We start from the raw sequence: 12,270 nt of genomic DNA on the forward strand, positions 1-12,270 counted from the left end.
AATTAATGCCTGCATTAACGATGATAGATTGAAAAATTTGTCAATTTGCGTCATTATGAGGCAGTTTTTTATCCAAAAATGGTGCGACATCCGTGCAAAAATCCGATTCTAAGTTACCAAATACCAAAATATCACCGCCCCCTAGGTCTGCTATAAACACGCTACCCTCACAGCAGCGCGGCTTGGTGTTTAGTAGCCTTCTATTGATTGTTATTATCGCAGGTATGGTGCTATTGGCACTATATTTGGTTAAGCTTGATCGTACTATTACTCATAAGTTTGAGGGTAAGCGTTGGGACATTCCTGCGAAAGTATACTCTCAACCGCTTGAACTGTATCAAGGTGCTAATGTCGATCGAGACACCATGAAGACATGGCTTGAGTTGCTCAATTACCAAAGCAATAAAGCGTATGATCGTACGGGTACGTATCATAGATCGGGCAATACGTATTTTATTCATACGCGCGGCTTCACTTATAGCTCAAGTGACAAAGACACTGAGCAAGTGATTAAGATGACCATTGCTGGCAATAAAGTCGAATCTATTCAAAGCACCTTGCCTGCCAAAAGTGGCATCATTCGCTTAGAGCCGGTCAGTATCGGTGGTATCTATCCAGACAGTAACGAAGATCGCATGGTGGTGTCGTTAGATGATGTGCCTCAGCCATTAATTGACGCCCTCATTGCTACCGAAGATCGAGATTTTTATGAGCACAAAGGCATATCAGTACGTGGTATTGCACGTGCCGTGATCAATAACTTTACTGGTGGTGCCAGACAAGGTGGCTCGACCATCACCCAGCAGTTGATCAAAAACTTTTATCTCAATTCAGACCGTACGCTAAAACGCAAAGCCAATGAAGCACTCATGGCGGTGTTACTCGAGCTGCATTATAGTAAAGATGAAATCCTACAAACGTATTTGAACGAGATTTATTTGGGTCAAAATGGCAACCGCTCTATCAATGGGTTTGGTTTGGCATCACAGTTTTATTTTGACAAACCACTCAACGAGCTGCGCTTAGACCAGCAAGCCATGTTGGTTGGTATGGCAAAAGGCCCTAGTATTTATAACCCTCGTCGTAATCCCAATGATTCAAAAGCACGTCGCGATGTGGTATTGAACAATATGCTAGGTGTGGGCTCACTGAGCCAAGCGGACTATGACAAAGCTCTAAAACAACCGCTTGGTATCGTGGATAAGCCTGCTGAAGGCAAGAGCCAATTCCCTGACTTTTTGGATATTGTCAAACGTGAGTTGAATGACGTCTATTACTCTGACGATCTCAAAAACGAAGGTTTGATCATTATCAGTACCTTAGACCCTATCGCTCAGTTGGCTGCAGACAAGGCCGTGGATCAAAAGCTCGGCGAGCTGCGCCGTAGTGGTAGCAAAACAAAAGATTTGCAAGGCGCGTTGGTCAGTGCCAATCCAGAGACTGGCGAGCTGGTTTCAGTGGTGGGTAGTGGCAGTGAATTTACTGGATTCAACCGAGCGGTCGATGCAAAACGCCAAGTAGGCTCTCTATTGAAGCCTATTATTTATATGACTGCCCTTGAGAGTGGCCGTTATAATTTGGCCAGTTCAGTAGATGACTCGCCCATCACAGTCAATCTAAAAGATGGCACCGATTGGAACCCAAAAAACTACGACAACCGAGATCATGGCTATGTGCCCTTTACCTCGGCACTGTCACAATCTTATAACCAAGCGGCGGTGCGCTTGGGCATGGAGTTTGGTGTTGATACGTTTGCCAAACAGCTACAGCGTATGGGTGTCAAAGAAAAAATCCCACCTTATCCATCAGCATTATTAGGTTCAGTCAATCTTAGCCCAATGGACATGCTTGGTGTTTATCAGGTCTTTGCGACTGGTGGTTTCCGTACGCCTATTCATAGTATTCGCACCGTGATTGATGATCGCGGCCGCATCTTGCAGCGTACCGGCCTTAACACTCAGCGCAGCATTCCGCCTGAGACCAATTTTTTGACAAACTATGCACTACAGCAAGTGGTCTCAAATGGTACTGCCAAACGTGCTCAATCGCTTGGTAGCAATCTAAACCTCGCAGGCAAAACAGGCACCACCAATGACTACCGCGATGCGTGGTTTGCAGGCTACAGTGGCAACTATGTCAGCGTCGTTTGGGTTGGCCGTGATGACAACAAGCCTATTGGTTTGAGCGGTGGTACTGGGGCATTACCAGTGTGGGTTGATTATATGAAACGCCTCAAACTGACCCCTGTGGCCTTGCCAGAGCCTGAAGGTATTGAGTGGTTGTGGTTAGAAAACAACTCAGGTAAGTTGTCTAACGAACGCTGTGCCAACGCGCGCTACTTGCCAGTTATGTCAGCACATCTACCAGAAGAAGCCAGTGACTGTGCGATGAGCTTATATCAACAAGACCGTGCCCGTGAACAAACCCAATTTCAAAACCAGCAAGGCTCTATCAATCAGCAGCGTCGCCGTGAAGGCTTAGATATTCCAAATGGTGAAGCGGTTGATGCTGATGGCTCAGAAGACGGCAATGGGCAAAATGATGGTGAAGGTCAAGACCGTGCTGATACTTGGTATGACCGTGCTGTTGAGTGGTTTTAATATGATACGTAATATTTAGCTTTTAACGTTTAAAAAGGGTCTGAACATGGTCTCATCTTCACAGCACAGGGTTTCAATAAAACAGACAATGACTCGGTGGCAGCAAAAACTCATGTCAGCCAATACGGTACTGGCAGGTAGCGCGCTTATTGGTATGCTGAGCCTAAGTGCTTGTCAGACGGTGCCCAGTACATCGGCGCCAATGAAAACAACACCTGTTCAGCCAACAGTGTCATCACAGACGCCAGTGACCTCGACAACCACCGTGACTCAAGCACCCATTGTCAGATCTGACGATGAGAATGAATACCCAGTCGAGCCCTATAATCCACCCGAGTCATCCGATTCGTCCGAGCCATCGAATCCGCTGACTCAAGAGACGCCTGTTTATGCGCCACCTACGCCTGTATTCACACAACCTGAGGAGATTGTCGTTGCACCTTCTCGCAATGACTATATAATCTCCGAGCCCTCTGTGCCGTCCCACAGCGACTTGCTAGAGCACGCCCGCAGAAACTCACAGCAGCGCACGCAACAAGCGGCCAGCAACAACAGTAATTTGCCAGCGTTTCGCAATTTGATGCAATTGGGTGTCAGTCAGCTAAAATCAGGTCAATTGACCAATGCTGAGAACAGCTTTACGCGTGCACAGCGCTTGGCACCGAAATCGTCTGCGGTGTATTTTTATTTGGCACAAGTGGCATTGAAAAAAAACCAACCTCGTAAAGCAGAAGCAATGGCTAGGCGAGGTCTTAGTGTCTCTCAAGATGCCAATCGCAGACGTGCGCTCTGGCAAATTATATTGCAATCAGGACAAGCTCAGGGGAATTCACGAGTGGTCAGTGAGGCAAAAAAAGCCCTGCGTTAATGCTCACTGGCTTATAACCCACTAAGGCGTTTATGTGTGAGCGATGGTCACAAGAATAGTATCCATTAGCTTGTTACATACGACGCCATCATGATTTATTCAAAACATACATTTATTTTCGTTTAAGGTTATTTTTATGGCATGGCAACAACTGCATTTACAATGTGAAAAATCAAAAGTCGACTTGGCTGAAGCGCTATTATTAGAAGCGGGCGCATTATCAATTGCCTTGGACGATGCAGGCGATCAGCCTTTGTTTGAGCCACTACCAGGTGAGTCACCGCTATGGGATGAGGTCATACTAACAGGATTGTTTGATGCAACCACAGATGCTGGCTCTCAACAAGCTATCGAGCAACTCAGTCATGAAATCGCCGCCCAAGTGCAAGCGACTCGTACTTGGCTAACTGCCGTTGATGACAAGGATTGGGAGCGCGAATGGATGAGCAACTACCATCCTATTCAATGTGCTAATGATTTATGGATTGTGCCAGAATGGCTCACGCCGCCCAATCCAGAGGCAACCAATATCATCATGGATCCAGGCCTAGCATTTGGCACCGGATATCATGCGACGACTCGCTTATGTCTTGACTGGCTAACCGAGCAAGACTTGGCAGATAAAGTGGTTATTGACTATGGCTGTGGTTCAGGCGTCTTAGGCATTGCCGCTTTATTGCTGGGTGCACGCCACGTCTATGCAGTAGATATCGATCCACAAGCCGTACTTGCAACCAATCAAAACGCCGTACGTAACCAGGTTGGCAATCGTCTGCAAGCATTTTTGCCAGAAGAGTTCACTGATTATTGCTCAAAAAATGAGGTCATACCGGTAGAGGTTATTGTCGCCAATATTTTGGCAAAACCACTCATTGGATTGGCACCGTATTTTTCTACGCTAATCGCGCCAAAGGGCCGCATCGTATTAGCAGGATTAATCGAATCACAAACTGAACAAGTCACTGAGGCATATCAGCCCTATTTTGCACTCGATCCAAAGCATGCTTTTACTGCTCAAGAAGACCAACATTGGCAGCGTTTGTCTGGTACATTTACTAGCTAGCAACATTTCATTACATCTGTTACGATAGGTGGCAGTCAAATGTTATGTATTTGACGCCACTCTATCGTCGCCCATGATGACATCGAAATCAAAAAGTACGATTTGTATTATAGGGAGCTGTTGGTGAGTGGCTATGCGGTATTGATAACCATACTTTTTTGGATTCGCGCTTATGACCACGCCAATAAAAACTCAGTGCCCTCATTGTCAAGCTTACTCTAAAGTCCAACAAACTCAGCTCAACACAGTGAATGCCACGGTCAGCTGTGATCAATGCCACCAAAGTTTTTTGGTTAATAAGCATTTGGTGGTTAGTCATGATGTGGCTAGCACCTCACCTACTAAAGTAAAGATAGCGCCAACCGCATCGAACAATAAACAAGCTATAAATAAGCAAGCGGTACAAACGCCTAAGAGTCAGCAGCAGAGTCAAAACCTACCAAACGATGATGGGTCGTCAGTGACTAAACAGCAAGCATCCAAATCTTCAATTCCTGACGGTTTAATCCATGATGACATGGATATGGACATCGACGAGTCCTTAGACGGCATGGACGCTTGGTTGACAAAGGTGAGCCACAGCGAACCTATAGCCGCAGTTACGGATAAGCCGAAGCCTACCATATCCAAGCACACTAACCAGAATATCAGTGTAGCTGCACCTTCCTCATTACCCAAGACGTCAACAGTATCCTCACCACCTTCAAAAAAATCTATCAGCTCCTCTGAGGCCAATAGTATTCATGCCAATGTCGATAGTACCTCAGATCATTCATGGTTAGAAAAACTTCTCGAAGAGCAAAGTAAACGCGAAGAGATGCCCGCTGACGATACCGATTTATCGCAGATTTTGTTAGATATGGGTGTGCCGATCAGAACAGATGAGAGCTCACTTGAAGAACGTTTGAAAAAATCGCAGTCACATTTTGCTTCAACACCAACGACACATTCCATTGCATCTATTTTATGGCTGCTTGGCTGCTTGGTGTTGGCACTGCTGCTTGCAGCGCAGTATGTTATGTTCAATTTAGACACGTTAATTAAAAACCCCAACCATGCTCAGCGCTTGCAAGCAATATGCTCTATCGCTGCTTGCCGGTTACCAAGTGCAGATCTATCAGCACTCACAGTCAGCAATACCACTCATCGATCCAGTCAAATAAAAACAACGGGCGCCTTTAGTGACATCGGCGCAACTTTGAATAACCAAAGCGCTCAGGCGCAACTGTATCCGAATGTAAAAGTCAGCGTCTATGGTGATAACGCTCTCATTGGCGTGTTTATCGCAGCGCCCAGCGACTACCTATTGGGCAAACAAAGCCAACTGCCTGCTGCTGATCAGCGCCGGTTGCTATTTACAATACCCATTGCTAATACCCAGATTCGTCAGGTGACGATGACGCCAATTTATTAAGCGGTACTTCATAGAATAGCTTTGATTCTGTAGGCTACTTATAATCGATGTCAGTTTTAGCAATTGTTCTATTTAGATTGCGAGTAATCTGTCAGCGCTAGACGATATTAATTTGATATACTGTTATTCTGACCTTTAATAGTTTGACTCTTTTTTCATCTTAAGGATAGTATCTTATGGCACCTCACGCACAGCATAATGCCAATCATTTTGCTAAAAGCTCTGAGCACCTTGCCGATTATAATAAAGAAGATTACCACTCCCCTACTCATGATTTTGAGTTATCTCTAGATAGCCACACCGGTCACATGCAGCAACCACTACGTGTCCACGTCGAGCGCGTTGTCCGTCAGTACTTTGCGATGCTAGGCGATGAGATACCGACCGACCTATATGAGCTTATCTTAAAGCAGGTCGAAGAGCCTCTATTATCGGTTGTGCTAGAAAAAACACGTGGCAACCAAACAAAATGTGCGCAAATTTTAGGTCTTAATCGCGGCACATTACGTAAAAAACTCAAAACCTACCATTTGATGTAACCCTGCTATATGAGCTCAGCCATTATCACTGCCACTTATCATGCGTGGCCATTCGCTGTTCACGGTGTCAGTTATCGTGATGCAGTCTACCGTTATTGTCATCACCACCTTGCCAGACGTTTACGTCAGGCTTTTTTTATGGAAGATTTTTTATGAGTACAACCCCACTTGCCCTATTATCAGTCTCTGATAAATCCGACATCATTGAATTTGCTCAAGGCCTTATCAAAGCAGGTTTCGGCTTGCTCTCTACTGGCGGTACTTATCGATTGCTCACAGAAAACAACGTCGCTGTGACAGAAGTATCAGACTATACAGGGTTTCCTGAAATGATGGATGGCCGTGTCAAAACACTGCATCCTAAAATCCATGGTGGCATCTTGGGCCGCCGCGGTACTGATGATGCTGTGATGAGCGAGCATGCCATTGAGCGCATTGACTTAGTTGTCGTGAATTTATATCCGTTTGCTGAGACCATTGCACGCGCTGATGTCACCATGAACGATGCCATCGAAAATATCGATATTGGTGGCCCAACCATGGTACGCTCAGCCGCAAAGAACCACGCTCACGTAGGTATCGTGACCGATCCAGCAGATTATAATCGCGTCCTTGAAGCCTTAAATGGTGGCACTGAATTGACGACTACTCTACGCTATGACCTAGCCGTTAAAGCCTTTGAACATACCGCACAGTATGATGGCATGATTGCAAACTTCTTGGGCAGCCGTGTTAATGAGACACAAACGCCTGAGAACTTCCCTCGCACATTCAACGTGCAAATGGTGAAGGCACAAGACCTACGCTATGGCGAAAACCCTCACCAAAACGCGGCTTTTTATACCGAAAACCAGTCATCAAAGAGCCAGCAAGCTTCTATTGCTACAGCCAAGCAATTACAAGGTAAAGCGTTATCGTATAATAATATCGCCGACACTGATGCCGCTCTTGAGTGCGTAAAAGCCTTTAGCACGCCAGCTTGTGTCATCGTCAAACATGCCAACCCTTGCGGTGTGGCAGTAGATAACGACCAAGTCGCGGCTTATCGTACGGCGTTTAGCACTGACCCTGAATCGTCTTTTGGCGGTATCATTGCATTCAACCGTCCATTAACACTAGACGCTGCAAAAGCCATTATCGACAACCAGTTTGTCGAGGTGATCATCGCTCCTAGTATCGAAGACGGTGTACTTGAGGCAACGGCATCTAAGAAAAACGTACGCGTGTTGGTGTGCGGTGAATTGCCAGCGCCAGATCAACGTGATATCCAACTTGACTATAAACGTGTCAACGGTGGCCTGCTTGTGCAAGAGCAAGATCTTGGTCTGATGACCGCAGCCGATCTTACCGTCGTGACTGACGTACAACCTACTGAGGCGCAAATCGCCGATCTATTGTTTAGCTGGAACGTGGCAAAATACGTCAAATCAAACGCCATCGTTTATGCCAAAGGTCAGCGCACTATTGGGGTTGGCGCAGGTCAAATGAGCCGTGTCAATTCAGCACGTATTGCGGCTATCAAAGCTGAACATGCAGGACTTGCCACTGAAGGTGCGGTAATGGCATCAGATGCCTTCTTCCCTTTCCGTGATGGCATCGATAACGCAGCCGAAGTAGGTATCTCTGCGATCATTCAGCCAGGCGGCTCTATGCGTGATGACGAGACGATTGCAGCCGCTAATGAGCATGGTATTGCGATGGTATTCACGGGTATGCGCCACTTCCGTCATTAGATGGTTATGTGACTTAGCAGATTGATATGAATGGTAGTCGCTATATTTGACTGTCATTCATGTTTAGCCTTTGTGATAATTTTTTACAACGGTCTATGATAAAAGCAGCACCCATTAAAAAAGCCACTGTCTCAATTGCGACAGTGGCTTTTTTATGTTCAACGTTTAGGGCTGCTTAAATGATAAGTACTTAGCGTCCTTGTGCGTTTGCCATGTTAGATTCATTAATCTCAACCGGATACACCAAACGCAGATAGTCTAAGTAGTCTTGTAGCTGATCTTGACCTAAGTTATCACGAATGATGCTCGCTGTTTGTGCACGTTGCATATCAGAGAGTGGCGACTGTTGCTCCGTTTTGATGCGATCACCTACCAGTAGGGTTACGCCCATCTCGGTTTCACTAGCGATAGCTGACACGCCATTGGTAGCCGCTTGTTGGCTAAATGCCAACCCACGCTCTTTGTTTGTCAATCTGGTGGTTTGACGATTAATCTCACCCAATGCTTGAAAGCTGACAGATTGCTTAGCAATATCAGCTGGCGTTTTGATACCAGCAGCAATTGCTTTGGCTTCTTTTAATGCCAGCGCAGATGCTTTTTGTTGACGCAATATTTGAGTGATTCTTGGCGTTGCATTTGCCAACGTCAGTGTCTTGGTAGGACGATAGTTGGTCGGTTGTACCCATACATTGCCATTACCCACTTCTATACCTGACGTCACGGCCTGATCTTGAATCGTAAATTCATCAAAGGCTTGTTTGACCACGGCTGGTTGCGACAGTACTGACTTGTTATTTTCTTTGCGATAATCTTTGAGACGTTTTAGTGTCACACCTTCTTGCTGAGCGATGTCTTCGATACTGAAACCATCTGCTGCCAAATCATTAATCGACGTTACTTTATCAGCATAGATTTCCTGACGCTTATATTCTTTGGCTTTGGCCGTTAAGTCATCACGCATGCTGTCCAGACTTGGTGTCTTTTTGCCATTGTCTTCAGTGACGGTAAATATCTGGTAGCCAAAACTGGTTTTGATAGGTGCAGTAACGTCACCAACGCTCAAGCCTTCTAGCGCTGTTTGAACCGTATCTGCGTCATTGCCAAACACTGAAGGGTTGAAGCGTCCGATATCGCCACCTGTGTCTCCTGATGGATCATCTGACTCAGTTTTAGCCAGTGCAGCAAAAGCCTCGCCTTTGTTTAGACGCGCTTTTACCTTATCAGCTCTGGCTTTAGCATCAGTACCCGTCAATAAAATTTGGCTAACTTTGCGCTCATCGGTGGCCGCTATACTTTGCTTATAGGCCTCATACTGCTGCTGTAAATCTTCAGTAGTGATGTCATCTACTTTGATGGTTTGCGGACTGAGTTGGATATAAGCCAGATCGACCATTGCCGCACTTTTGAGTGTGTCTTTATTGGCATCATAGTATCCTTGAATATCACTTTTGCTCAGCTTAACTTGGCTTTGATAATCTTGCCAATTAAAACGATGTATCCACACGTTGCGCGACTCAAGTTGTAGATCGATCAGCTGACTGACTGCTTGCATTGGATATACAGCCGTGCCAACGATACTGGCATTTAGCTGATCGAGACTCAACTGATTGCGAAACTCTGCAAACAACTGGTCTTTGCTCATACCGCGCTGACGCAAAAAGTTGGCAAATTGATCATTAGAAAAATTGCCTTCTGCATCTTGGAATATCTCTTCTTGACGCAGCAGACGATTTATCGTGTCATCAGAGACTGTCATGCCAAGCTTGCCTGCTTGCTGCTCAAGCAAAGTCCGATCAATCAACCCTTTTAACACTTGCTCGTGCAATACATCTTCGTTCAGTAGACTGGCATCCTCAACCTGCTCTAACACTTCAGTGCGACGATTATTTACGGCAGTCTGATACTCGGACAGTCCTACGCTTGCATCACCTACTTGAGCGATCTGGTTGGGGTCAACGCCACCACCAAAATAACTTTCGACACCCAATAAGGCAAGTGGCGATAGGCATAAAATCAATAAAATGCGACCTGGCCAGCTTTTTAAGAAATCGCGCAATTTATCCATAGTTATCTCTGCTTTATTAACCTATATTGATGAAAAACCATTGTAATACTGTTTGGGCATGTTCAATATGGCCCAGTAATATCAGTGCTGTCTAAGCTGGCAATGGTAAGAGTAAAGACGTGTGCGTTATATAAGACGACACAGGATTTGATAAAAAGGCCAGATCAAAAACCCTTATCCAAACAACGCATCTATCGCGCGCCCTATGATACGTGATTTTTGATGCAGACTCAAAATATTCACATCATATGATACAAACTATAGCGACAAAAAAAGCACCTAATAGTTAGGTGCTCTCTTGGCGCTTGGCTTAAAACATCAGCCAAAGCAGCCTTAAATCATATTACGACTAAAAAAGGCTTAGTTCAAACGCTCTTTTAGGTTTTTACCCGCTTTAAAGCTTGGTACTTTGCTTGCTGGGATGCTTAGTTCTTCACCAGTCTTAGGGTTACGGCCAGTACGTGCTTTGCGATCTTTTACGCTAAAAGTACCAAAGCCAACTAATGAGATGCTATCGCCAGCTTCTAGCGCTTCGCCAACACTTTCCATAACAGCATTCAGAGCTTCACCAGCTTGAGTCTTATTTAGACCACTTTTGTCTGCGATGCTATCAATTAATTCTGACTTATTCATAAAATTTCCTTCAAGTTTAAGGGGGTAATAAACGCTCACGCCAAATATTGTAACGCTCACGCGGTACTTACGCAATAAAAAATACTGCACTGGCGTATCAACAGGTCTCGCATTGTTATCGTCTTTATATCAAGGCAGCATAAGGAGTGCAAGCGATTTTACATATTTTTGTGCCATGTACTACGTATTTGACACCTAATGTTACGCAAAACATCTGCAACGCCCGTACAATCTTGCAATCTTCACGCCCAAGCTATTTTACAATAGGCTCACCATTATGGCGTGAAACGCAAATCTGGCGCATATAGCCTACGATTGTAGCCCAAATAGCCAACATTATTATTGTTTGAATGACGCAGTTCAATCTAAGCAGTTTTAGTGTAATTAAATTTTGGCTTTTGAAACGCTTATTTGTCTATATTTTATATTGCGAGTCACAAATAGCAGTGTCTTTATTGAGGACTAAATTGTACTGTAATAATGTAGCTGCTGACAGAAACTAGCGTTACTTTTTATTATAAAGACGTTACTATAAGCAAAATATCACTGCAAATTTTGCATAAGTGCCATCCCACATGGCTTTGATACACTCAATTTGCTAAATAAAAAACGGATTATTTACATGAAGCGTTCTACGTTGTCTCACTCTTTTCTTAATATCATTTTAGTGTTTATCGAGTCAGCGCTGACACTACTGTTACGTTTGGACCCTGAATTGCGTAAGGCCGCTTATCCACTTGCCAAGCAAGGCACCGTGGTCGCACTTCGCTTATATCTACCTCATGTAGAGGTATTTGCGACGTTTAGTACCAAAGGCGTATTGCTCGATGCACAGTTGCCTATTGGCCGTAGTGAGCCGGACGTGGTCATCAATGCCTATAGTCTTCAAGTCATCAATGCCATCACCACTCATGACAGCGAAACCACCGAAAAACTACAAATGCGCGGTGAAACGGTTCAAGTGCAATTGGTCAAGCAGTTCATTATGCAGCTGGGTCTTGGCAGTCTGATTCAAGGTATCATCAAAAAGATAAAAGGTGGCAAATCAAAGCCCAAGCCGACTGATGCTGAAATGGCAGAAAAGAAAGAACACTATAAAGTACGCATCAAAGAGCAGCAAACCCAAATCAACACTTTGACCATCAAAAACCGTGAACTTGAAACCATGGTAAAGGAACTACAAAGTAAGCAAAAAACATTAATGATTGTTACCATAGCCGCTTTAGTCGTTATGGTTGGTGCCCTCATCGCACTGGTGATGAATTGATTTCAATGGTACATCGTAGTTTAAAACAATAGCTTGATAAAAAAGCGGCTGATATCTATTACAGGATATCAGCCGCTTTTTGCTTCTT

9 protein-coding genes are annotated in these 12,270 nt (G+C 44.8%); 7 read left to right on the top strand and 2 right to left on the bottom strand.

Going from position 1 to position 12,270, the window contains the following annotated elements; genetic code table 11:
• Positions 1 to 92 precede the first annotated feature (92 nt).
• The 6 genes from mrcB (at position 93) to purH (ending at position 8,217) form a co-directional block, all read left to right on the top strand.
• Entirely contained in the window at positions 93 to 2,600 is a 2,508-nt protein-coding gene (gene mrcB, locus IP485_RS02565) for a penicillin-binding protein 1B (protein WP_198325855.1), read from the top strand.
• Between the two features lie 112 nt (positions 2,601 to 2,712).
• Positions 2,713 to 3,468, top strand: a complete 756-nt coding sequence (locus IP485_RS02570) for a tetratricopeptide repeat protein (RefSeq protein WP_227686371.1) — start codon at positions 2,713 to 2,715, stop codon at positions 3,466 to 3,468.
• A gap of 136 nt (positions 3,469 to 3,604) precedes the next feature.
• Positions 3,605 to 4,531 (top strand): 50S ribosomal protein L11 methyltransferase, encoded by a 927-nt coding sequence (gene prmA / locus IP485_RS02575; protein ID WP_198325857.1) that lies wholly within the window; start codon positions 3,605 to 3,607, stop codon positions 4,529 to 4,531.
• A 172-nt stretch (positions 4,532 to 4,703) separates the two neighbouring features.
• Positions 4,704 to 5,945: a DUF3426 domain-containing protein gene (locus tag IP485_RS02580; RefSeq protein ID WP_198325858.1), complete on the top strand. Its 1,242-nt coding sequence runs from the start codon at positions 4,704 to 4,706 to the stop codon at positions 5,943 to 5,945.
• A 176-nt stretch (positions 5,946 to 6,121) separates the two neighbouring features.
• Entirely contained in the window at positions 6,122 to 6,484 is a 363-nt protein-coding gene (gene fis, locus IP485_RS13835) for a DNA-binding transcriptional regulator Fis (RefSeq protein WP_194362936.1), read from the top strand.
• Positions 6,485 to 6,636: 152 nt separating this feature from the next.
• Positions 6,637 to 8,217, top strand: a complete 1,581-nt coding sequence (gene purH, locus IP485_RS02590) for a bifunctional phosphoribosylaminoimidazolecarboxamide formyltransferase/IMP cyclohydrolase (protein ID WP_198325859.1) — start codon at positions 6,637 to 6,639, stop codon at positions 8,215 to 8,217.
• Between the two features lie 190 nt (positions 8,218 to 8,407).
• On the opposite strand, the gene IP485_RS02595 is transcribed toward purH, so the two are convergent.
• Together IP485_RS02595 and IP485_RS02600 are read right to left on the bottom strand one after the other, a co-directional pair.
• Complete coding sequence (locus IP485_RS02595) at positions 8,408 to 10,282, bottom strand: SurA N-terminal domain-containing protein (protein WP_198325860.1); 1,875 nt, start codon at positions 10,280 to 10,282, stop codon at positions 8,408 to 8,410.
• Positions 10,283 to 10,642: 360 nt separating this feature from the next.
• Positions 10,643 to 10,954, bottom strand: coding sequence for an HU family DNA-binding protein (locus IP485_RS02600; RefSeq protein WP_320154166.1), 312 nt, complete (start codon positions 10,952 to 10,954; stop codon positions 10,643 to 10,645).
• A 583-nt stretch (positions 10,955 to 11,537) separates the two neighbouring features.
• Here IP485_RS02600 and IP485_RS02605 point away from each other — a divergent pair.
• A complete protein-coding gene (locus tag IP485_RS02605; RefSeq protein ID WP_198325861.1) occupies positions 11,538 to 12,182 on the top strand; it encodes a hypothetical protein in 645 nt (214 codons plus the stop codon).
• Positions 12,183 to 12,270 lie beyond the last annotated feature (88 nt).

This window comes from Psychrobacter sp. NG27 (assembly GCF_016106655.1).
Lineage (GTDB): Bacteria > Pseudomonadota > Gammaproteobacteria > Pseudomonadales > Moraxellaceae > Psychrobacter.

Bases quoted from the DNA above. Each gene is read 5' to 3' on its own strand.
- IP485_RS02570 (WP_227686371.1), top strand. From the start codon at position 2,713: ATGTCAGCCAATACGGTACTGGCAGGTAGCGCGCTTATTGGTATGCTG.
- prmA (WP_198325857.1), top strand. From the start codon at position 3,605: ATGGCATGGCAACAACTGCATTTACAATGTGAAAAATCAAAAGTCGAC.
- IP485_RS02580 (WP_198325858.1), top strand. From the start codon at position 4,704: ATGACCACGCCAATAAAAACTCAGTGCCCTCATTGTCAAGCTTACTCT.
- fis (WP_194362936.1), top strand. From the start codon at position 6,122: ATGGCACCTCACGCACAGCATAATGCCAATCATTTTGCTAAAAGCTCT.
- purH (WP_198325859.1), top strand. From the start codon at position 6,637: ATGAGTACAACCCCACTTGCCCTATTATCAGTCTCTGATAAATCCGAC.
- IP485_RS02595 (WP_198325860.1), bottom strand. From the start codon at position 10,282: ATGGATAAATTGCGCGATTTCTTAAAAAGCTGGCCAGGTCGCATTTTA.
- IP485_RS02605 (WP_198325861.1), top strand. From the start codon at position 11,538: ATGAAGCGTTCTACGTTGTCTCACTCTTTTCTTAATATCATTTTAGTG.